Source organism: Nocardia sp. BMG51109, from assembly GCF_000526215.1.
In the GTDB taxonomy this organism is placed as follows: domain Bacteria; phylum Actinomycetota; class Actinomycetes; order Mycobacteriales; family Mycobacteriaceae; genus Nocardia.
The window spans coordinates 98,563-119,942 of record NZ_JAFQ01000003.1; the positions used below are offsets into that span (position 1 = coordinate 98,563).

Sequence of the window (21,380 nt, forward strand, 5' to 3'; positions counted from 1 at the left end):
CGGAGTTTCCGCAGGACGCGTTCGCCGATATTTCCTCTCGGCGATCTTTCCGAGGACACGAACCGCGGGTGGCGCTTCCACCCCTCGAAGCCGGAGGCGCTCGCCCGCGGTCCGGCGGTCGCTCAGGCCGGGACGCACTCCAGCTGGTCCGGGTCGTAGTAGCGGGAGCGGGCGTCCTCGCAGGCTTCCCAGCTGGAGTACGGGCCTGGGTCGAAGCCCGGCTCGGACCGCTTCGAGGAACCGGACGCCACGGCACCGGCGATCGGTGTGGTGTGGCCCGCCGTGAGCACTGTCGGCGTACCGGCGGGGTCCGGCGCGTGGGCGGACGAGACACCGGTGACGGCCGCGGAGCACAACGCCAGTCCCGCAAGGGATGTGGCCGCGGCGGACAGGATCGATCGAATGTTCATCTCTTCTGACTCCTTTCGGGTGTGCTGTCGATGGGACCAGAGGATTCCGGGAGGGCTCCCGAAAGCCGTGTCGGGTCGCCCGCCGCCGGCCGGATCGGCGTGATCGACGCACGACCCGGGTACCGGCGGATACGCGGGGCGAGTGAGCGGGCCGGGCTCAGGGGTTGATCAGCCGATCGAACGCCGCGCGGACATCGGAATCGGCGGAATCGACGTACATTTCGCGATCACCGGTGTGTACCCGGATGCGGTCCGGGCAACTCGCGCCGCCGATCTCGACCGCGGTGTCGAGTACGAGCCGGGCCGTGCGCATTTCGAAGACCCGGATCGGAATTGCCCGCTGCCGGAACGTCATATCCCCGTAGGTGTCGTCGTCGAATGCGTACGGGCAGGTCTGGACCGGGGCGCCGAATACCGCCGGGCCGGCGCAGATCACCAGGACCGCGTCGGCGGCGTCCCGGGCACGCCATTCGGCCGGGAAGCGGGCCGTATCGCCGTCGTTGCCGAACAGCAGGGCTCGGTGGGGCGGGTGGCTGCCGTAGGGGGCGGCGCCGCGGTAGGACTTCGGGGTCCGGCAGTAGGCGGGTTGGGCACCGGGGGAAGGTGGCTGTAGCAGTTTGCGCACGGCATCCAATTCGATTGCCGCGGTGGCTCGTTCGACACCCTCGCGGGCTTTCGGGGCGAGCTGGTGGCGGGGATGGCGGTCGAGCAGCTGCTGATACCGGTCCCGCGCGCGGGTCCAGTCGCGCGCGTTCATCAGCGCGTCGCCGCATCCGATCAATGTCGCCGGCGCGATCTGCGGGAGAACCGCGGCCGCCCGGTCCATCACCGGTGAACCCGTCCGCTGCTGGGCCATCCACTCGAGGATCACGCTGGTATGGCAGCTGTCCGGGGTGGGCAGGCGGTTGAGGAACCTGTCCAGCGCCGTGTCGACCATGCGCTCGTGGCCGGGAAATCTCGCGTTCACCGTTGCCAGACCGGCGAAACCGGATCGGAGGGCCGCGGTGGTTGTGTCGGCCGGGGCGGCCGTGGGTGTGCGCAGTGCCCGGTCGAGGGCGTTCGCCGAATCACCGAGCAACCGGCAGGCGCGCACGGTGTCGTCGCCGCGAGCGGCCGCCGCCACATCGGCGACGCGATGACCGATCCACCGTTCGTCCTGTGCGGTCGACGCCTGCACACAGCTTCCGGCGTGGCGGGCGTCCTCGGTGCGGCTCTCGATCCGCGCGGCGTCGGCCCGCAGTAGCCCGACCGCCACCAGCACGGGAACCGTGACGGCGAGGGCCACCGATCGCTGCTTTCGCGCACGGCCCCAACGGAATCGAGCACGCCCACCGGCGCGCCGCCACCCATCCCCGACCACCGCGGCCCACCAGAGCACCACGACGAACTGGAACCACCCCGGCGCACCACCGGCGGCCAGCACGATGACGAACACCAGAGTGCCGAGCGCGGCGCCCGCCGCGAGTGCCCGCCGCCCCGGTAGCAGACAGCCGGTACCGAGCAGGTATCCGATACCGAGCAAGGAGGCGTTGGCCACCGCGGCGGCCAGCGGATCGGACACGCTACCACCGTGTTTCGACGTACGTGCCGTGTCGTCGGTGGGTGCGTCGATGTCGGCCGGTGCGGCGTCGTGCGTCGCGACGCCGGCCGCCGGGCAATCGCCTGTTGCGGTACCGGACGCCGGAGAACTGTCCGCCGCGATGCCGAGCGCCGGTTGGGCGTGTGTCGTGGCGCCGGGGTCCGCCTTTCCCGCCGCCGATTCCGCCTGCTGCTTCGGCCGATCCATCCCGACCCCTCTCCCGGACGTGTGCGAAGTTGGCTCGCATTGTCGGGCAACACCTTCGGGAGGGCTCCCGGCCGGCCGCGCGCGGCGGCTCAGCCGTGGTCGATCAGGGTCCGGGTCCCGCCGTCGTGGTCGATCTCTATGCGGCGCATCTCGCCCGGGCCGTCGACCAGGATGGTGGCGAGAACGGGGCGGCCGCGCGGCAGGATGCGGACCGTGATGGCGCCGGCGTTGGCCTTGTCGAGCTGCTGGGCGACCTCCTCGACGACCGTCGCCACCAGCGTGTCGGGTGCTTCGGTGAGGCCGCCGTCGTCGAGAAGCAACACCTCCACGCCGCGGCCGCGGGCGCCGCGGGTGGCCGCGACCAGCCCGGTGGTCGTCAGGGTGGGCGCGCGCAGGCTGTCCCGCAGTTCGGCCTCCAGCAGCCGGGATTCGTAGCGTTCGGAATCGGTGAGACCGTCGCCGCCGGCGATCCGCTCCAGCATCGGGCGGGCCCGGTCGTCGAGGTTGTCCAGCTGGCGGGCCCGTTCCTCGCCCTGCGCCCGCAGGGTGGCCTGGGCCGCGGCGCGGGCGGCGGACTCGTCGGCCAGCCTGCGCAGCGCCCGCAGGGTGGAGCGGGCGATCGCCGCGATGAGTATTCCGGCCACCACGATGACCAGCGGTGTCATCGACATCGAAATCGCCTGTGCCCCAAGTCCGATGCCGAACGCGGCGACCAGGGTCGTAGCGACGATGCCGACCGTCGCGTACCCGCCGCGGCCGCGCACGGCGAGCAGGCACAGCACCAGGGAGATGGCGTAGACCGTCCAGATGAACTCGCGCACCTGCGCCGCGCCGACATCGTGGTAGGCCAGCTCGGTAGATACCGGGCCGACGGCCGCGATGGCCACCGCGACCGGCCACGGGAGCGGATCGGTATCGATCGCGGCGATCGCGACCGTGGCGACGGCGATCAGCGCATACGCGATCACGATCGGGACGTGGTTGGCGGGAATGCTGCGGATGTTCGACACCGCCATCGAGGCGATGGTGGCCAGCAGCACGGCCGTCACGAGCGCACCCTGGCGGCCGCGCAGGCCGAGCAGACCGCGAAGTTCCCAGCGTCCGGCGCCGCTCGAGTACTCGGGCCCGCTCTCCGCCGGGGCATCGCCGCCGCCCTGATGCACCCACACCAGGGTCACCGTCGTCCCCTGTCCCGGAGCGGATTCGACGAATGCCGCGCCGCCGGGCAGATCCGACATCCGCGCGAGAATGCTGCGCCGCACGCCGAGCCGGTGCGCGGGCACCGCCTCGGTATCGAAACCCGCACCGTTGTCACGCATTTCGACCCGCAGCGCCCCGGTGCCGACGGTCACGGTGACCTCGCGATGCACCCGGCGCCCGGCGCCGCCGCCGTGCCGCAGGCTGTTGCGGACCGCCTCGGCCAGCGCCGAGGCGATGGTGTCGCAGACATCGGCGGGCACCTGCATCCGGGCGAATCCGGTGAGCCGCTTCGACCGGAACGTGATGCCGGGATTGATCGCCGACACCGTCGCCCGCAACATTCCGATCGCCCCGAAAGCATCCAGGGCACGGCCGTGTTCGCCGATCCGCCGGAACTCGTCGAACTGCCGCAGCGTCTTTCGTGCCTCCCGGCCGAGCGCGGTGGCATCGCTCCCGCGCGAGGCGTCGAGCAGGGTGGACATGACGTCGTCGTGGATGATGGCGGAAAAGCGGGACCGCTCACGGCTTTTCGCATCGGCCGCCGCCACCTCCGCGATATCGCGCTCGGCACGCGCGGACTCCTCGTCGATGGTGGCGGCCGCCCGGACGACCGTGATCAGCCCCCAGGTGAGCAGGCCCGCGATACCGAAATTCCGGGTGAAGTCCAGCAGGAACGGCAGCCAGCGCACGCCGCCCTGGATCATCCCGTTGACCAGTGCGCCACCGGCGACGGTGAGCACCAGCGCACCCGCCGCCACCCGCGGCCGCCACACCAGCGCACCGGCCGCCGCGCCCAGGGCCACCGTGCGCAGCAGCCAGAACGGATCGTTGTGCAGTTCGGGCTGGCGAATGGCCAACGGTGCCAGCGCAATCGACCCGAGCAGTGCGACGGCCACGGCCCCGCACAGCCACCGGACGGTGCGCAGCGGCACCGAGAACGCCAGTACGGCCAAGGCCAGGCAGCTGCCGAAGACCGCGGTGCCGGCCAGCGGCGTCCACCACCAGGCCAGCAGCCGCGCCTCCTGCCACGCCTCGCGGATGACCACCAGCCCCAGCAGCACGCCGATCGCCCCGATGAGCAGCGCTGCCGCACGCGCGATCCGGGTGGCCGCCGGCCCTGCCCGCACGCCGGTGACCTCGCAGGGTGCAGCGGTCACGACGACATCCGGATCGGGCTCATACGGTCAACCACCTACCGGCGCCACGTCGTGTGCCTCGTACCTCGCATACACCTTCCCCTCGGGCCGCAGATTGGCCTGCAGGCTGGGCCGCACGGACGCGCCGTCGAGGAAGTGCAGCGTCCCGGAACTCACCAGCATGGCGGTGAAGATCTGACCCTCCAGCAGCGCCAGCGAGGACCCGACGCAGACGTGCCGGCCGGACCCGAACGGCAGATACGCGTGCCGCGGCGGCCTGCGGCCGGGCGCGAAACGGTCCGGGTCGAAGGCGAGCGGCCGCGCGAAATACTCGGGGGAGCGGTGCATCACGTACGGCGCGACGAACACCACCGTGCCCCGCCCGACCCGGAAGCCGCCGATCGTGGTGTCGCACAACGCCTGTCGCATGAAGGCCGGCGCCGGCGAGTACATCCGCATCGCCTCCTTGAACACCTGCAGGCAGTACGGGAGGTCGGCCAGATCCGCGGCGGTGGGCGCCCGCCCGCCGAGCACGCGGTCGGTCTCCGCGCGCGCCCGCTCGGCCACCTCCGGATGCCGCGACAGGGCGTACGCCGTCCAGAACTGGGCGTCGGACGACGTCTCGATACCCGAGGCCCACAGGTTGATCGTCTCGTCCACGAGCTGGTCGAAGCCCATATCGCCCTTGTCGTCGCGGGCCTCGACCAGGCCCTGCAGGATGTCGTCGCCGGTCGTGGCGCCGCTGCGGCGGGCCTCGACCAGATCGCCGGCCCGGCCGCGGATGAAGGCGATATCGCGCAGGAACTGCCGGTTGCGCCGGGTCGGGACGAACAGCGGCGCCACGATCGGCCTGGTCATCAACCGGATCTCCCAGTCGAAGACGCGGGTGACCGCCGCCAGGGTCTCCTCGTTGCCCTCCAGCGACTCGCCGGCGAACAGGTCGCTCATGATGTCGTGGGTCATCCGCTGCATGGCGACGAGTGCGTCGAACCGCCCGTCGGCCGGCCAGCGCTCCAGGTGTGTGCGCACGTGCCCGGCGATGGTGTCGACGTAGCGCGTCATCAGCCGCGGCGTGAACAACGGGCCGATCAGGCCGCGCTGGCGCTGATGCAGATCTCCCTCGGAGATGACCAGCCCGTAGCCCAGCACCGGCAGCAATCCCAGCGTCATGATCTTGGCGCGGCCGAACTCCTCGGCCTTGGTGACCAGCACCTCGTGGATCTCGTCCGGCCCGGCCACCAGCACGGCCCGGCTGGGGCCGGCCCGGAACTCGCTCACCGGCCCGCATTCCGCCGCCAGCCTGGTCAGCACCGCCAGCGGATCGCGCATCATCGTTATCGTCTCGCCGAGCGGCGCGAAGCGTGTGCTGCGTGGCGGGTGCATCGGACCCGAATCGCTACCCCGGTCCATCATCGACAATCCTCCCGTGTTGTCGGTGTGCCCGATCATCGGTGCACGGCAGTCGCAGCCACCCCGAACACGCTGTCGGCCAATCGGTTTGCATGCCGTCTCGACATGACTGCGAGCGGACCGGCAGGCGTGGCGCTGCGCGTCAAAACCCCGAGCATTGATCATCGACCAGTCTGACGGCGCGCTGCGACACTGCGAAGACCCGAGATGTGGGGGCGCAGCGCCGACAGGGACCGACCAGGCCTGTGCCGAAAATAGCAGCCGGAAGGCATTACCGCAGGCGTTCCGAGACGTTCGATGCGGCCGCGTTACTCTCCCGGACATGCGTTTACGAGGTTTCGGCATGCGGTGCGCGGTGGCGGTCGTCGTGGGGCTGTTCTGCGGCGCCGGGACGGCCACCGCGGAGTTCGGCCCGCAGGCCCCGCCGAACGGCCACCTGGGCCCGGCAGGGACGGCCACGATGCACGGCGATGCCGCGGCCTCGGACACCACCCCCTATCCGGGACCGGGAATCGGCGCGGTCGAGGCGCGGTTCGTCGCACTCGGCGCCGCCTGCCCGACCATCCTGATCGGCGGCGACGGGCTGCCGCAGGCGTTGTGCACCAGCATCGCCACCCGCTCGCCGGTGGTGTACCTGCTGGACCCGGCGACCGGGGATCCCCTGGCACAGCTGCCCCTGGCCGCGGGCAGTCTGCTCGGAGGCGTGTACGGATATCTCGATGCCGCGGGTGACTTCGTGGTCGCCACCGGCGGGGACGCCGTCTCCTGGGTCGGCCACGACCGGGCGGCCGACGGCACCTGGCGGCTGTTCACCCGCCGGACCGCCTCGGTTGCGGCCGCGGTGACCGAGCCCTGTGGCGCGCCCGGTTGCGACGCCGTGCAGTCGCTGGTACCCGATCACGACGGCCGGATCTGGTTCGTGACCGAGCACGGCAGGATGGGTTACCTCGATCCGGAATCCGGTGCGGTCCGCGGCGATTCGCTCGCCCCCGGCGAGGCGGTGTCCAACAGCGTCGCCGCCGCCCCGGAGGGGGTCGCGATCGCCGGTGAACATGCGCTGTATCTGGTGCGTGCAAGCGAATCCGGTGCCCCGCAAGTGGTTTGGCAGCGCGGCTACGATCGCGGGCCCGCCCGCAAGCCCGGTCAGCTGAGCTGGGGGACCGGTGCGACGCCGACCTTCTTCGGCCCGCGCACCGGATCGGAGTACGTGACGATCACCGACAATGCCGCTCCCCGAGAGCATTTGCTGGTCTTCGACACCGCCACCGGCAACCCGGTGTGCGAGGTCGAGGTGCTGCCGCCCGGTGCCGGGGGAACCGAGAACTCGCCGATCGGCGCGGGCCGCAGCGTCTTCGTCGCCAGTACCTACGGTTATCCGTACCCGGCGGGCACCTCCGGGCACAGCGACCCGCCGTCGGCCGGATTCACCGGCGGAATGACCCGGGTCGACGTCGACCCGGGCGGTGCCGGATGCTCGGTGCGGTGGACGAATTCCGTTGGCTCCGCGGCGGTTCCGCGGCTGTCGACGGCCGACGGCGGTATCTACACCGTCGAGCGGCATCCGGCCCTCCCGAATGGTGGCACCACGCCGATGGATACGTACGACCACGTCGTCGTCGACGCCGGCACGGGGGCCGTCCGGGTGCGCCGGCCGCTCGGCGCTACCACGCTCGCCGACCCGCTGGAGATGGTCGGCTCGATCGCACCCGGCGGCACCCAGTACCAGGGCACCACGACCGGACTGTTCCGCATCGCGGCGCGGTGAGCCCGGCTCAGACCCCGCTCGGAGTCTGGTTGGCCGCCTTGCGCACCTGGAAGGCGTAGACGGCCTCCATGATGCCCATGAAGATCAGCCACCACCCGGCAACCAAGGTCAGCGTCACGATCGAGCCCACCGGCCAGATCACCAGCACGAGACCGCCGATCAGCAGCACGATGCCGTAGCAGATCGCCCAGCCGCGGCCCGCGACCCCCGAGGGCACCTCCGAGCTCCCGACCAGCACCGCGACGCCGCGGAACAGCCAGCTGATGCCGATCCACAGCGCCAGCAGCACGATCGCGTCGCCGATGTGCCGGAAGCTGAAGAAGGCCAGGATGAACGACAGCACGCCGCTGAGGATCGACAACACCCGCCAGCCGCCGCCGACGTGCGGGCCGAACGCCGCCACCAGCTGGAAGATGCCCGAGACCAGCAGGTAGATGCCGAACAGCACGCCGGCGACCACGAGCGTCGGCCCGGGCCAGACCAGGACCAGGATGCCGACGACCACCGACAGGAGGCCGGTGACCAGGAGCGACTGCCAGGCGCCGCGGGCCAGTCGATGCAGCGGCCCTTCGAAAACTCGTTCTTTGCTGGATGTCATTGACGAAGAATAAAACCAGCTGACCGATTAGCGGTTAATTAGCCAGTATCGAACTCATTACGGTGGCCGTCACACCCGGGCGATGGCCCGCCCGCGATGTACCCGGGCGAAGTGGCCCGGCGGCTGGCCCTTCCAGGAGCGGAAGGCCGCGGTGAACGCGGAGACGCTGGAGTAGCCGAGCCGGTCGGCCACGTTCTCCACGGTCAGGCCCGCCACGAGCAATTCCTCGGCGAGCATCCCGATCGTCTCGTTGCTCAGCTCCCGGAAGGTGGTGCCCTCGTCGGCCAGGCGGCGGCGCAGGGTGCGCACGCTGATGTCCATATCGGCGGCGATCCGGGACTGGTCGGTCACCCCGCCGTGCCGGATGAGCAGGTCGCGCACCCGGCCGCTGACCCCGTCGCGGCTGCGGCGGCGCTGCACGATATCGGCGCACTGCTGCTCGTAGAATCGCGCCGTCGCCGTGTTCGCCTGCGGCAGCGGGACATCCAGCGTGTTGCGCTGCCAGGCCATGAGCGACCGCGGCTGGCCGAAGGTGATCTTGTCGACGCCCAGCATCGTCGCGAACATCTCGTAGACCGGATGCGGTTCGACGGTCACCTCCACCCGCAGTGTGGGCACCTTCATCGGGACCAGGTCCTGCTGGATGGTCGCGATCGCCGAGAAATCCCGTTCGAGCGAGAATCGGCGCAGGTCCGCCGGGACGCCGTGGTCGTCGCGGATCAGCCACAGCTCGTCGCCGTGCTCCACCAGGGCGTGCCGGGCGATGGTGAACCACAGGTCGGCGTAGCGCACGCCGATATCGGCGGCGTGGCGCAGGGTGGGGCTGCTCATCACCGCGAAGCCGAGCACGCCGAACGACGGTGGGTGGCACAGCAGTCCGGCCATCAGCCCCAGGCCGGGCTCGTTGTGCACCCCGGTGACCACGTTGCGGGTCAGCCGGAGTTCCTGGTCCAGGCTGATCTCGGCGTTCGGGTCCTGTAGTTGTTGTTCACGAATTCCGGTGCCTCGCAAGATGTCCGGCATCGCCAGCCCGCGGGTCACCGCGTAGTCGGCCAGCAATGCCACACCATTGATCGCTCGCACCTGCGCTGGCTCGTTCACCTACGCATCGTCGCAGAGATTCGCGCTCCGTTGGCCCGAATCCGCTGATCGGTCCGATAACTGTCGTCGTTGGGCCCCGAAGCGACGCCCGGCGCCGGTTCGACTATGTGAAATATCCGGGCTGCCGGGTCTTCCGGAGACGGAACGGCCTGGTCGGTCGGCCAGTCCGGTGCGACCGCCGGGTGATGTGGTTTCGTGGCCGGTAGCCTGCGGCCGCGCCGGGCGGTGGCGCGAAAAGCGCTGCGTCCGTCGGCAAATCGGGCGCGGATGCAGACCTCGGATCGAGTCGTGCGGCTGTACTCGTCGGTAAGTTTGCTGTGAGCGGCCGATATTCGCCGGTTCCTGGCCCATTGCGCGCTGGTTGCGGAATAGCGTTGGCCATACGGTTTGTCTCATGCCGCATCGTGATCGGCGTACCCGTTCGACCCGGACGTTCGTGCCGGTGGCCCGGGCGTCACGCGGTCGCGGAGTGATCGTGCCGCATCCACCACGCCCGGAGTGAGTCGAATGCTGTCCACCCACCCGAATTCCCCCGGTAGAGCCTGGATCACCGTGACCGCACCCGGCGACGGTCGGACGCTGGGCACCCTGCCGATGCACACTCCCGACTGTGTCCGGTCCGTCGCCGCATCCTTACGCCGAGCGCAAATCCACTGGCGGGCAATGGGTGTCGTCGGTCGCGTGTATTGGCTCACGCGCCTGCGGGAATGGCTGTCGAGCAACCGGGAGATGCTGGTCGAACTGCTCGCATCGGAAACCGGGAAGTCGGTTGCCGCGGCTTTGCGGGAATACCGCCTAGCCATCGACGCGGTGGACTATCATCGCACCCATGGCGCCGACTTCCTCGGGGCACCGTGGCAGCGTACGCATGGTAGCCCGAGCGTCGCCTTGCAGCTGGCGATCACCTACCGCCCCTGCGCGGTGGTCGGTGTCCTGTCGCCATGGACGTATCCCCTGGCATCCACCCTGTTCGACGCGGTGCCGGCGCTGATGTCCGGTTCCACGGTTCTGGTCAAGCCCTCGGCGGTGACACCGCTGACGGTGCGGGCCGTGGTCACCGGCTGGGCCGCCGTCGGCGCGCCGCCGGTGCTGGATTTCGTGGTCGGCCACGCGGCCGGTCCGGCCGTGGTGGACACGGTCGACTCGGTGCAGTTCACCGGTTCCCCCGAGACGGGGAAGGTGGTGGCGCTGCGGGCCGCGGCCCGGCTGGTTCCGTGCCGGCTCGCCCTCGGCGGCAAGTCGTCGGCCATCGTGCTTTCCGACGCCGATCCGGACGCCGCGGCCGCCGGTATCGCGCTGGGCGGACTGGCCGACTCCGGTCAGGGCTGCCACAGCATCGAGCGCGTGTTCGTCGACGATTCGATCTACGACGAATTCGTGCGGCGCCTGGTCGCCGAGGTGGCCGCGTTCGGCGCCGCCGACCCCGACGACATCCGCGTCGCGCCGATGACCTCGGTCACGCACGTCCGCCACCTCACCGACCAGGTGGACGACGCGCTGGCCAAGGGCGCGACCCTGCGCATCGGCGGCACGTCCGACGGGCAGGTGTTCGAGCCGACCGTGCTGGCCGACACCGACCCGGCGATGAACGTGCTGACCCAGCAGACGCTCGGCCCGATCCTGGCCGTCGTCCGGGTCGCCGATGCCGAGGCCGCGCTGACGCTGGCCAACGATCCGTCCGGTCCGTGCGTGAGCGTGTGGACCGCCGACGACGCGGCCGGCCGGTACCTGGCCGGCCGGTTGCTGGCGGCGCGGGTGGGGCGCAACGACGTCTCGGTGCACCTGGCGCCGCCGGGATACGCCTGACAACTGAATAGACGACAACCAAATATTCACTGCATCAAGGTAATTCGGAATCCAACGAGAGAATCATGAACACCTGTTGCGAATATGTGGTAATCACCGTCGACTCGGGCGCGAGGGAGGTGAACTCGTGAGCGGCTGGCAGGTCTTCGCCGCGACGATGATCCTGATCGGCGCGATGACGGGCGTGGTGATGAGCGTGCGCCCGCAGCGCATGCCCACCGGGCGCACCTCGGTCGCCGAGATCCGGCAGCGGCTGCTGGCCGAATCGTCACTGCCGACGATGCCGGTGGACGCGGCGCTCTCGCACGGTGCCCCGGACCGTCCCCTCGAGGTGCCGGAGGCCCACCGCACCATGCAGCAGCACCTCGACTGCACGGTCGGCGATTGCGCCCGCAAGGCCGCGGCCTACGGCGTGCTGGTCGACGCGGGTCGCATCAAGCCGCGCTAGCCTTCGGGCCACGCTGGACGGTCGGGTCGCGCTGGGCGGTCGGGTCGCGCTGGACCTCGAGCCGCGTTCGGTCTTCGAGTCGCGCCGAGCGCCGCGACGAGCGGCCGGTCGCTCAGAAGGTCGAGCTGAGACCACCGTCCACGGCGATGGTCTGGCCGGTGATGAAGGACGCGGCGTCGCCGGCGAGGAAGACGACCAGGCCGGCGATCTCCTCCGGCCGGCCCCAGCGGCCGAGTGCGGTGCGGGTACGCAGCCAGCGCGCGAAGTCGTCGTCGGCGACCAGGGCGGCGTTGGCCTCGGTGGCGAAAGTGCCCGGGGCGACGGAGTTCACGGTGATCGCGTGCGGGCCCAGTTCGGCGGCCAGGGTTCGGGTCAGGCCGTCGAGGGCGGCCTTGACGACGCTGTAGGCGACATCGCCCGCGCGGCCCAGCCGGCCGATCACCGACGAGACGTTGATGATGCGGCCGGGCCGGTTGCGCTGCGCCAGCCCTTGCGCCACCCAGCGGCTGAGCGCGTACGAGGCGGCCACATTCGTCTCGAACAGCCGGATCAGGTCGGGCGCGGGCAGTGCGTCCATGCCGCGCCGGTCGCGCCGGCCGACATTGTTGACCAGCACGTCGACCGGCCCGATCGCGTCGAGTGCCCGCCGCGCGGCCGCCGCGTCGGTGACGTCGAAGGGGGCGGCCTCCACGGTCAGGCCCTCATCCCGCAGCATGCCGGCGGTGCCGGACAACGCCTTCGGGTCTCGTCCGTTGAGGATCACGCGGGCATCCGCGGCGGCCAGGCCGCGCGCCATCTCCAGGCCGAGGCCGCGCGCCGACCCGGTGACCAGTGCCGTGCGGCCGGTGAGCCGAAATCCGAAGTCGGCCATGGCGAATCGCCTCCACTGAAACAACTGTTTCAGTTACTCTAGCGCGAGGGATCCCGTTTCGGAAGGCAGATATGTCCCTCGACGATTCACCGCGGCGCGCCGAGCTGCTGGAGGCGAGTTATGCCTACGCGCTCGAACACGGCCTGTCCGGGGTGTCGCTGCGGCCGCTGGCGGCGGCGATCAGCAGCAGTCCGCGCGTGCTGCTGTATCTGTTCGGCAGCAAGGACCAGCTGATCCGCGAGGTGCTCGCGCATACGCGACGGCTGCAGATCGCCGAGGTCGCCGCGATCATGGCCGAACGACAATCGGCCGGGGCGGGCACGTTCGAGTGCGCGGCGCGACGGTTGTGGCAGTGGCTGTCGGCCCCGGAACAGCGGCCGATGGCGCGGCTGACCTACGAGGCGTTCGTCCGTTCGGTCGGGCCGGACCCGGGGCCGTGGGCGGGGTTCGCCGTCGAGTCCGCGACGGACTGGCGGCAGTTGCTGGTCCGCGCGCAACCGGACGTTCCGGCCGAGGCCGCCGAGGCCCGGGCCACGCGCACGCTCGCGTTGATCCGCGGATTGTTGCTGGAGCTGCTGGCGGGAGCGGAGCCCGAGCGTGTCGCGGCGGCGGCCGCCGAACTGACCGGGTGAGATTCGGATCTGCCGGGGCGGCAACGGTATTCGGCACCGCAGAGCGCTCCGGTGCTGCATGCGCGTCCGGATCGGTGGCCGCGCCGAACAGGGGTGGATCGGTGTCGAGCGATGCCCGTGACGCTCATTCGGATCTGATGCCGCCTACCACGGCCGGCGCGTCGGGCGAGTCCGCCGGGCGCAGCCGGGCGAGGGTGCGGGGGAAGCGCCCGCGGTACTCCGCGGCCACCGCGATCGCGTCGGCGACGGTGTCGACATCGGATAGCGTGGGCAGGCGCTGTACTCGGCAGCCGGTGCGGCGCAAGGCTACTCGCGTATGTTCGCCCGTGCTGCCGGTCGACATCGGCACGTCGGCGAGGACCCGCGCGGGGCCGGGATCGGTGAGGCCCAGCGCCCACCAGCCGCCGTCGACGGCCGGGCCCAGGACCGCGTCGCCGCTGTCGAGCAGCCGGGTCGCGCACGTGGCCAGCAGTGCGGGGCCGGCCTGCGGGGTATCCATGCCGATCTGCAACACCGGCAGGCCGTAGGCGCCGGCGTCGTTGTGCGCGTTGGCCAGTCGCTGCCCGAACGTGTCGCCGCGTTGCGGAACCAGGGTGAAATCGGCCAGTTCCCCGGCCAGTTCCTCGGCGCACTCGGCATCCTCGAGCGATCCGGTCCAGGCGACGACCCTGTTCCGAATGCCGCTGTGCCGCACCGCGGCCAAGGTGTCCAGCAGCGCGGCGGCGGCCAGCCGAGCCGCCTCCTGCGGCGAGAACGGGGGCGTGAGACGGGTTTTCGCGAATCCGGCGATCGGCGACTTCGCGATCACCAGGGCGGTGGCATCGAGGGTGTTCATCGCACGCTCCAGAAGTCGCGGATGGCCCGCGCCGTGCCGCGCACCGAGCCGGAGACCTTCGACACCCCGTGCGTGCGCGGCCGGTAACTGATGTCGCGCTCCACGATGCGCCAACCGGCCCGGCCGGCGCCGATCAGCAACGCCAGCGGATATCCCGAACGCGGATGCAGTGGGCCGAGCGCCAGCAGTCGTTCGCGCCGGGCGATCCGCATCGCCGCGATGTCGTGCACCGGCAGCCCGTGCCGGTGCCGCAGCAGCCCGGCGACCAGCAGGTTGCCCAGCCGGGCGTGCCACGGCCAGGCGCCGGATCCGATCGGGCGCCGCCGCCCGACCACCATGTCGACGCCGCCGTCCAAATCGCCGAGCAGCGACGGCAGTTCGCCGGCGTCCATGGAGCCGTCGCCGTCCAGCACGGCCACGAGCGGCGTGCGCGCCGCGCGGACGCCGGCGTGTACCGCGGAGCCGTAGCCGGGTGTCGGTTCGCTGACCACGGTCGCCCCCGCCGCGTGGGCCACGTTCGCGGTGTCGTCCGAGGACGCGTTGTCGACCACGATGATCCGGTACCCGGACGGGACGGCGGCCAGCACGCCCGGAAGTGCCCCGGCCTCGTTGTGGCACGGGATCACCACGGTGATGTCCGGTGCACTGTGCTTATCGGTCACACCTCGCGACGATAGGCGTTCTACCTGCTGTAACGGCCCAAGGAACCGGTGACGAAAGTATGACGGCACCGGGCCGGGGCGGATTTCTGCCCGATCTCGTCGGTGCCGCGCCCTAGTGTGAACGCTGTGCAGCAGCCGACCCTTCTCCGCGGCCCGCGGCGTCCCGGCCTCCCCGCCGAACCCGTGCCGGCCGGCATACGCGCCGATCTGGTGTGTGCCGGCCTGGCCGCCGTGCTCGTGCTGGCGGCCTTCGTGGTGCCGCGTCTGCACGACGAGGCATGGCGGCAGCGCGTCTGGGCGGCCGCCGCGCCGATCTACGGACACTGGCTGCCGCACATCGGCTGGGGGACCGGTCCGGCCGTCGCGGTGGCGGCGCTGGTCGTCGTCGGCGGTCCGGTCGCCGCGCGGCGTCTGCCGTGGCGGCAGCTGCTCTCGCTGACCTGGGTGGTCTCGGTGGTGTGGGCGTTCTCGCTGGCGATGATCGACGGCGCGCGGCGAGGTTTCGCCGACCGGTTGGCCACCGACTGGGAATACCTGCACGAAGTGGGCGGGGTCCACGACATCGGGGCGATGCTGCACGGCTTCGCGGGGCGCATCCTGGACTTCCAGCCCGACTCGTGGACGACGCACGTGTCCGGGCATCCACCCGGTGCGCTGCTGGTGTTCGTGCTGCTGGACCGGATCGGGCTCGGTGGCGGCGCATGGGCCGGAGTGTTGTGCCTGCTGGCCGGTTGCAGTGTGGCGGTGGCGGTCCCGGTCGCCTTGAAGGCGCTGGGTGCGCCCGAAAAGGCCAGGGCCGTAACGCCGTTCCTCGCCCTCGCTCCGGCGGCGATCTGGATCGCGGTATCGGCGGACGCGCTGTTCGCGGCGGTCACGGCGTGGGGTGTGGCGCTGCTGGCGATCGCGACCCGGCGGCGCCCGGGATGGCCCGTCGTCGCGCTGGTTTCGGGGCTACTGCTCGGATTCGGCCTCTACCTCAGTTACGGACTGGCCCTCATGGCGATACCCGCGGCCGCGGTGCTGCTGCTGCGCGGGTTCCGCCCGGCGCTGCCCGCCCTGCTCGGCGTCGCACTGGTGGTGGCCGCCTTCACGGCAGGCGGGTTCTGGTGGCTGGAGGGCTATCACCTCGTGGTCGAGCGGTACTACCAGGGCATCGCCAGCGTCCGGCCGTATTCGTACTGGGTCTGGGGCAATCTGGCGGCGACGGTGTGCGCGGTGGGCCTGGCGACGGCGGCGGCGCTGCACCGGGTCGGGCGAGGGCTCGTTCCGGGCGGGGTTGCTGCCGGTATCGTTGCCGCCGGCGGGAAGGAGCCGGTGGCCCGGCCCGGGCCCGGGCCGATTCCGCACGTTGCTGCGAAACTCGTTGTTTATCTGCATGATTGGCGATCCCGCGTGGATCCCGCGGTGGTGGTCGCCGCGGCCGGGCTGGCCGCGCTGCTGGCCGCCGACCTCAGCGGGCTGAGCAAGGCGGAGACGGAACGGATCTGGCTGCCGTTCGATGTGTGGCTGCTCGCGGCCACGGCCCTGCTGCCGGCGCGCTCGGTGCGTGCGTGGCTGGTCGTCCAGGCGGCGGGCGCGCTGCTGCTCAATCATCTGCTCTTCACGAATTGGTAGGTCTCGTGCGCATTCTGGTGGCCGATGACGATCCGGTGGTCCGCGAGGTGGTGCGGCGCTACCTCGAACGCGACGGGCTGGCCGTCGTGGAGACCGCCGACGGCCCCGCGACCGCGGAGGTGCTGGCGCGCAACGACATCGACCTGGCCGTGCTGGACGTGATGATGCCGCCGCCCGACGGTATCGAGCTGTGCCGGCGGGTGCGCGCCGGCCGGCACCCGGACACTCCGATCATCCTGCTCACCGCGCTCGGCGAGGAGGAGGACCGGGTGGTGGGCCTGGAGTCGGGGGCCGACGACTACATCGTGAAACCGTTCAGCCCCCGCGAGCTCGCGCTGCGGGTGGCATCGGTGCTGCGACGGGTGCACCGGCCCGCGGTCACCGAGCAGGTGGTGCGCAGCGGCGCCATCGAGCTGCGCCCCGCCTCGCAGGCGGTCCTCGTCGACGGCCGGCGGGCGGAGCTGACCGCGCGCGAATTCGATCTGCTCGCATTCCTGCTCGACCATCCGCACCGGGTGTTCGGCCGCACCGAACTGCTGGAGCGGGTGTGGGGATGGACGTTCGGCGACCAGTCCACCGTGACGGTGCATATCAAGCGCCTACGCGCGAAACTCGGCGCCGCGCACCGGATCGAGACCGTCTGGGGGCGCGGCTACGCCTGGGGCAGGCCGGGGGAGGAGGACGATGCCGACTGACACAGTCGCGCTGATCGGTTACGCGCTGGCCGGATCGGTGCCCGTGGTGGCGCTGGGCGCCGTCGCCATCCGGCTCACCCACAACCGCAGCCTGACCACCAGCATGGTCGTGCTGGTGCTGATCCCGACGCTGTCCACCCTGGTCGGCGTGGTCGCCGTGAGCGGGATGATGTTCACCGACGAGCTGCGGCGCATCGGTGTGGTATTGAGCGTGGTGACGGTGGTGGCGGTCCCGGCGGCGATCGTGCTCGGGCGCGTGCAGGCCCGGAAGACGGTGTGGGAGAAGCAGATGCTCGAGCAGGAGCGTGCCGCCGAGCGCTCCCGCCGCGACCTGGTGACCTGGGTGAGCCACGACCTGCGGACCCCGCTGGCGGGGATCCGGGCGATGGGTGAGGCGCTGGTCGACGGCGTGATCGACCAGCCCGAGACGGTCGAGCGCTACGCGAATCAGATTGTGCGCGACACGCATCGGCTCTCCGCGATGGTCGACGATCTGTTCGAGATGTCGAAGATCAACTCCGGCGCGTTGCGACTCGAGCTGGAACCGGTGGACCTGCGCGAGCTGATCGACGAGGTCGCCGCCGCCAACCAGCCGACGGCGGACCGGGCACAGGTGCGACTGTCGGCGCGGCAACCCGAGTCGGAGATCCTGGTGGCGGGCAGCGACCGCGCCCTGACCCGGGTCCTGACCAACCTCGTCGCCAACGCCATCGAGCACACCCCGCCCGGCGGCCGCATCGATATCTCCGCCGGCCGCACCGGCGGCCGTGCCTGGACCCGCGTCGACGACACCGGTCCGGGCATCGATCCGGCCGATCTGCCCCGCATCTTCGAGGTCGCCTACCGCGGCACCGCCGCCCGCTCGCCGGTGGCCGCCGACGTCGGCACCAACAGCGGCATGGGCCTGGCCATCGCCGCCGGCCTGGTGCAGGCGCACCACGGTGAGATCGCCGCCCACAACCGCGAACGGGGCTGCCGCTTCGAAATCAGCCTGCCGTTGCTGCCCACCACCGCCGCCTGATTCGCCGTCGTCCGGCGGGCTCTCGTCCGGCTTGTCGTCTTCTCGGTCGGGATGCACCCGGGGTCGGCCGGACCGGACACAAACGTGCCGGAATAACCCCGCAGCCCGCCTGCCCCACCGTCATCCGAATTCACACTCCCGAAATATGTTCCCGCGGCCCAGTTCGGTATGGCACCGATAGAACGATGATTGACGAATCACCCGATTCGGGCTGGTTCGAGCAGAGAATTCCGTTCTGTGCATCGGTAATCTCATAGTCACCTACGGCAAGGTGAAGCGAGTGAGGCGTGCGCTTGTCAATGCCTCAACCGGCGCTGACATGGTTGTGTCCGGTGGCTGTCACCTGTTGTTTTCGATGATGGCGGGTCACAATGAATCCGCTTTGCCCGGATATGCGCGGTTTGTCCCGGTATCGTGGATCCCACGTTCTTCGAACGGTCGTTTCTCTTTACCTTTGCGTGCGTTACCGCCGGGCAGCGTGGTTTCCGCCAGCTTGCTTTCGATGCCTGGAGAACATGTTCGACCGACTGGACCGGCCCCACCCGGCCTGGTGAAGGAGAAATATGTCCACCGACACCGATTCGTCTGTCAGATCGGCGAGTTCACCGGAGAGTTCCTGGTCCGCTCGTCTGTCGTCGATTGCGCGCCATGACCTGCCCGCCTCGATCGTGGTGTTCCTCGTCGCCCTGCCGTTGTCGTTGGGTATCGCGATCGCCTCGGATGCGCCTGTCGCCGCAGGGCTGATCGCGGCCGCGGTCGGCGGTATCGTCGTGGGCCTGCTGGGTGGGTCACCGTTGCAGGTCAGCGGCCCGGCCGCCGGCCTGACCGTGGTGGTCGCCGAAACGATCGACCAGTTCGGTTGGAAGGTCACGTGTTTCATCACGGTGGCGGCCGGTATTTTGCAGATCCTGTTCGGGTTGAGCCGGATCGCGCGGGCGGCGCTGGCGATCGCGCCGGTCGTGGTGCACGCGATGCTGGCGGGTATCGGTGTGACGATCGCGTTGCAGCAGGTGCATGTGCTGCTGGGTGGGTCGTCGCATAGTTCGGCGTTCGAGAACATCGCCGAGTTACCGAGTCAGCTGCTGGGCTTGGACGGTAACGACTTCCTGATCGGGGTTATCGTCATCGCGGTCATCGTGGCGTGGCGGTGGGCGCCGCGGCGGGTGCGGTTGATTCCGGGCCAGCTGGTGGCCGTGCTGGTCGGCACGCTGCTGGCGATGACGCTGCCGGGCGACGTGGCCCGCATCGAGATCGAGGGGTCGCTGTTCGATGCGATCGGGCTGCCGGAGCTGCCCGGTGAGGACTGGGGCGCGGTCGTGCTGGCGGTGCTGACGATCGCGTTGATCGCCAGCGTGGAGAGCCTGCTGTCGGCGGTCGCGGTGGACAAGATGCACACCGGTAAACGCACCAATTTCGACCGCGAGCTGATGGCGCAGGGTGCGGCCAATATGACCTCCGGCGCGCTCGGTGGCCTGCCGGTGACGGGTGTGATCGTGCGTAGTTCCACCAATGTGGCGGTGGGTGCGCGTTCGCAGGCGTCGGCGATCCTGCACGGTGTGTGGATTCTGGTGTTCTCGATCGCGCTGGTGTCGGTGGTGCAGCAGATCCCGAAGTCGGCGCTGGCCGGGCTGTTGATCGTGGTCGGTGTCCAGCTGGTGAAGCTGGCGCATATCCGGTTGGCGCGGCGTACCGGGGATCTGGCCGTGTATCTGGTGACGATCGTGTCGGTGGTGTTCCTGAACCTGCTCGAAGGGGTGCTGATCGGGCTGGCGCTGGCGTTCGTGCTGCTGCTGTGGCGGGTGGTGCGGGTGTCGGTGCAGGCCGCTGCGGTCGCGGGCACCGACCGGTGGATCGTGAGCGTGGACGGGATGTGCACGTTCCTGGCGTTGCCGAAGCTGACCAAGGAGCTGGCGAAGGTGCCCACGGGCACCGACGTGCTGGTCGAGCTGACGGTGGACTTCCTGGACCACGCCGCCTACGAGGCGATCCACGACTGGACCCGGCAGCACGAATCCACCGGCGGCACGGTCGAGTTCGTGGAGATCGGCACCGCGCGTATGGAGCATGCCACGGAGGGCCCGCCGAAGCGGGGTGCGGCGCGTGGCCTGCTGGATGAGGTGCTGGGGCCGTGGCGGGAACGCAGTGCGGATCCGGTCGCGTCGGGTGTGGCGGCGTATCACCGTAGTCATGCGCATGTGGTGCGGCCGCATCTGGACGAGTTGCGGGACAAGCAGGATCCGCATTCGTTGTTCTTGACGTGTGCGGACTCGCGGATCGTGCCGAATGTGATCACCAACAGTGGTCCGGGTGATCTGTTCACGGTCCGTAATGTCGGCAACCTGCATCCGGCCGACGGGTCGGATGCCTCGGGGGAGGCGGCGCTGGCGTTCGCGGTGGACAACCTGAAGGTGCGCAATGTGGTGGTGTGCGGGCATTCCTCGTGCGGGGCGATGAAGGCGTTGCTGTCGGGTGCGTCGGCGGGGCCGGGGTTGGACGACTGGCTCGCGCACGGGCGGCCGAGTTTGGAGGTCTTCCGGGCCGGGCATCCGGTGCGGGCGGCCGCGGCGGCGGCCGGGTATGACGAGGCCGCGCAGCTGGCCATGGTCAACGTCGCGGTTCAGCTGCGGACCCTGGAGAATCATGCGGTGGTGCGTCGTGCGGTGGCCGAGCGCGGCCTGACGGTGTCGGGCCTGTTCTTCGATATCGCCTCGGCCACCGTCCTCGAGGTCACCACCGACGGATTCGGCGAGATCACCGACGCACCACCCGCATCGCCCCGCGGCTGAACGCTCAGTTCTCCGTGGCGAACTCGGCGCGGGTCAGCAGGAGCCGTACGACATTCTCGTCCGCAGGTACGGGCGATGGTCGGAACCCGCACTTCTCCAGTACCCGCACCGAGGCGGGGTTCGACAGTTCCACCTCGGCGAACACCGTCCGCACTTCCGGTGCGGTGAACGCGAATTCGGCCAGCGCCCGGGTGGCCTCCGTCGCGTAGCCGCGACCTCGTCGAGAGGGCACCATGCCGTACCCGATTTCGAGAGCGCCACCACTCGGTGGCCAGAACAAGCCGAGCGATCCGACTACCTGGCCGCTGTCACGCTCGAGCACCAGCCGATGGCCGTACTCGGTCGACCAGCCGGCGTGTTCCGAGAGCAGACCGGCGACGACCCGATCACCGTCGGCCGGGAAGTCGGCGGCCCAGTGCGCCGGATGCCGTCCCGCGAGCACGGCGTCGATCTCGTCGGAAGTCCAGCCACGCAGCACGAGACGCTCGGTGACCAGATGTGTCACCGGGGAAAGAGAGGACACGACATACTCCAGATCGTGAGAGACGATCCGGTCATGCGCACGGGCGCACGAACCGGACGAGGACATGCGAAATACGGCCCA

Annotated in this window: 18 protein-coding genes; 8 read left to right on the plus strand and 10 right to left on the minus strand. The window is 70.3% G+C overall.

Going from position 1 to position 21,380, the window contains the following annotated elements; all coding sequences use genetic code 11:
• Positions 1-122: 122 nt before the first annotated feature.
• From D892_RS0100650 to D892_RS0100670, 4 genes are all read right to left on the minus strand, one after another.
• Entirely contained in the window at positions 123-410 is a 288-nt protein-coding gene (locus D892_RS0100650) for a hypothetical protein (RefSeq protein WP_024799406.1), read from the minus strand.
• 157 nt (positions 411-567) lie between these two features.
• Complete coding sequence (locus D892_RS0100655) at positions 568-2,196, minus strand: tol-pal system YbgF family protein (RefSeq protein ID WP_024799407.1); 1,629 nt, start codon at positions 2,194-2,196, stop codon at positions 568-570.
• A gap of 89 nt (positions 2,197-2,285) precedes the next feature.
• The gene (locus tag D892_RS44730) at positions 2,286-4,553 is read right to left on the minus strand and encodes a sensor histidine kinase (RefSeq protein ID WP_051498933.1); all 2,268 of its coding nucleotides are present in this window, start codon (positions 4,551-4,553) and stop codon (positions 2,286-2,288) included.
• A 27-nt stretch (positions 4,554-4,580) separates the two neighbouring features.
• Entirely contained in the window at positions 4,581-5,945 is a 1,365-nt protein-coding gene (locus D892_RS0100670) for a cytochrome P450 (protein WP_198036802.1), read from the minus strand.
• Between the two features lie 319 nt (positions 5,946-6,264).
• Between D892_RS0100670 and D892_RS0100675 the strand changes: the two genes are divergently transcribed.
• A complete protein-coding gene (locus tag D892_RS0100675; protein WP_232235937.1) occupies positions 6,265-7,707 on the plus strand; it encodes a hypothetical protein in 1,443 nt (480 codons plus the stop codon).
• 7 nt (positions 7,708-7,714) lie between these two features.
• Here the strand turns inward: D892_RS0100675 and D892_RS0100680 are convergent, their stop codons facing one another.
• The gene (locus D892_RS0100680) at positions 7,715-8,305 is read right to left on the minus strand and encodes an HdeD family acid-resistance protein (RefSeq protein ID WP_024799410.1); all 591 of its coding nucleotides are present in this window, start codon (positions 8,303-8,305) and stop codon (positions 7,715-7,717) included.
• 69 nt (positions 8,306-8,374) lie between these two features.
• On the minus strand, positions 8,375-9,406 hold the full coding sequence (locus D892_RS0100685) for an AraC family transcriptional regulator (RefSeq protein ID WP_024799411.1): 1,032 nt from the start codon (positions 9,404-9,406) through the stop codon (positions 8,375-8,377).
• Positions 9,407-9,913: 507 nt separating this feature from the next.
• Here D892_RS0100685 and D892_RS0100690 point away from each other — a divergent pair.
• Together D892_RS0100690 and D892_RS0100695 are read left to right on the plus strand one after the other, a co-directional pair.
• Complete coding sequence (locus tag D892_RS0100690; protein WP_024799412.1) at positions 9,914-11,212, plus strand: aldehyde dehydrogenase family protein; 1,299 nt, start codon at positions 9,914-9,916, stop codon at positions 11,210-11,212.
• Positions 11,213-11,339: 127 nt separating this feature from the next.
• The gene (locus D892_RS0100695; RefSeq protein ID WP_024799413.1) at positions 11,340-11,660 is read left to right on the plus strand and encodes a hypothetical protein; all 321 of its coding nucleotides are present in this window, start codon (positions 11,340-11,342) and stop codon (positions 11,658-11,660) included.
• A 112-nt stretch (positions 11,661-11,772) separates the two neighbouring features.
• Here the strand turns inward: D892_RS0100695 and D892_RS0100700 are convergent, their stop codons facing one another.
• Positions 11,773-12,531, minus strand: a complete 759-nt coding sequence (locus D892_RS0100700) for an SDR family oxidoreductase (protein WP_024799414.1) — start codon at positions 12,529-12,531, stop codon at positions 11,773-11,775.
• A gap of 71 nt (positions 12,532-12,602) precedes the next feature.
• Between D892_RS0100700 and D892_RS0100705 the strand changes: the two genes are divergently transcribed.
• Positions 12,603-13,163, plus strand: a complete 561-nt coding sequence (locus tag D892_RS0100705) for a TetR/AcrR family transcriptional regulator (protein WP_024799415.1) — start codon at positions 12,603-12,605, stop codon at positions 13,161-13,163.
• A gap of 124 nt (positions 13,164-13,287) precedes the next feature.
• Here the strand turns inward: D892_RS0100705 and D892_RS0100710 are convergent, their stop codons facing one another.
• Together D892_RS0100710 and D892_RS0100715 are read right to left on the minus strand one after the other, a co-directional pair.
• Positions 13,288-13,998 (minus strand): DUF2064 domain-containing protein, encoded by a 711-nt coding sequence (locus D892_RS0100710; protein ID WP_024799416.1) that lies wholly within the window; start codon positions 13,996-13,998, stop codon positions 13,288-13,290.
• Positions 13,995-14,660, minus strand: coding sequence for a glycosyltransferase family 2 protein (locus D892_RS0100715; protein WP_024799417.1), 666 nt, complete (start codon positions 14,658-14,660; stop codon positions 13,995-13,997). The genes D892_RS0100710 and D892_RS0100715 overlap by 4 nt, the downstream gene beginning before the upstream one ends.
• 183 nt (positions 14,661-14,843) lie before the next feature.
• Between D892_RS0100715 and D892_RS0100720 the strand changes: the two genes are divergently transcribed.
• From D892_RS0100720 to D892_RS0100735, 4 genes are all read left to right on the plus strand, one after another.
• Positions 14,844-16,274 (plus strand): hypothetical protein, encoded by a 1,431-nt coding sequence (locus D892_RS0100720; protein ID WP_036566500.1) that lies wholly within the window; start codon positions 14,844-14,846, stop codon positions 16,272-16,274.
• Positions 16,275-16,279: 5 nt separating this feature from the next.
• Entirely contained in the window at positions 16,280-16,969 is a 690-nt protein-coding gene (locus D892_RS0100725) for a response regulator transcription factor (RefSeq protein WP_024799419.1), read from the plus strand.
• Positions 16,959-17,990 (plus strand): sensor histidine kinase KdpD, encoded by a 1,032-nt coding sequence (locus D892_RS0100730; RefSeq protein ID WP_024799420.1) that lies wholly within the window; start codon positions 16,959-16,961, stop codon positions 17,988-17,990. The genes D892_RS0100725 and D892_RS0100730 overlap by 11 nt, the downstream gene beginning before the upstream one ends.
• A 563-nt stretch (positions 17,991-18,553) precedes the next feature.
• Positions 18,554-20,776 carry a bifunctional SulP family inorganic anion transporter/carbonic anhydrase gene (locus D892_RS0100735; protein WP_024799421.1) on the plus strand — a complete coding sequence of 741 codons (2,223 nt, stop codon included), beginning with the start codon at positions 18,554-18,556 and terminating at the stop codon, positions 20,774-20,776.
• 4 nt (positions 20,777-20,780) lie between these two features.
• On the opposite strand, the gene D892_RS0100740 is transcribed toward D892_RS0100735, so the two are convergent.
• Positions 20,781-21,299, minus strand: a complete 519-nt coding sequence (locus tag D892_RS0100740) for a GNAT family N-acetyltransferase (protein WP_024799422.1) — start codon at positions 21,297-21,299, stop codon at positions 20,781-20,783.
• Positions 21,300-21,380: the final 81 nt, after the last annotated feature.

Coding starts and splice junctions, on each gene's coding strand:
- D892_RS0100650 (WP_024799406.1), bottom strand. CDS start 410: ATGAACATTCGATCGATCCTGTCCGCCGCGGCCACATCCCTTGCGGGA.
- D892_RS0100705 (WP_024799415.1), top strand. CDS start 12,603: ATGTCCCTCGACGATTCACCGCGGCGCGCCGAGCTGCTGGAGGCGAGT.
- D892_RS0100700 (WP_024799414.1), bottom strand. CDS start 12,531: ATGGCCGACTTCGGATTTCGGCTCACCGGCCGCACGGCACTGGTCACC.
- D892_RS0100710 (WP_024799416.1), bottom strand. CDS start 13,998: ATGAACACCCTCGATGCCACCGCCCTGGTGATCGCGAAGTCGCCGATC.
- D892_RS0100655 (WP_024799407.1), bottom strand. CDS start 2,196: ATGGATCGGCCGAAGCAGCAGGCGGAATCGGCGGCGGGAAAGGCGGAC.
- D892_RS0100690 (WP_024799412.1), top strand. CDS start 9,914: ATGCTGTCCACCCACCCGAATTCCCCCGGTAGAGCCTGGATCACCGTG.
- D892_RS0100680 (WP_024799410.1), bottom strand. CDS start 8,305: ATGACATCCAGCAAAGAACGAGTTTTCGAAGGGCCGCTGCATCGACTG.
- D892_RS0100675 (WP_232235937.1), top strand. CDS start 6,265: ATGCGTTTACGAGGTTTCGGCATGCGGTGCGCGGTGGCGGTCGTCGTG.
- D892_RS0100730 (WP_024799420.1), top strand. CDS start 16,959: ATGCCGACTGACACAGTCGCGCTGATCGGTTACGCGCTGGCCGGATCG.
- D892_RS0100670 (WP_198036802.1), bottom strand. CDS start 5,945: ATGATGGACCGGGGTAGCGATTCGGGTCCGATGCACCCGCCACGCAGC.
- D892_RS0100735 (WP_024799421.1), top strand. CDS start 18,554: ATGTCCACCGACACCGATTCGTCTGTCAGATCGGCGAGTTCACCGGAG.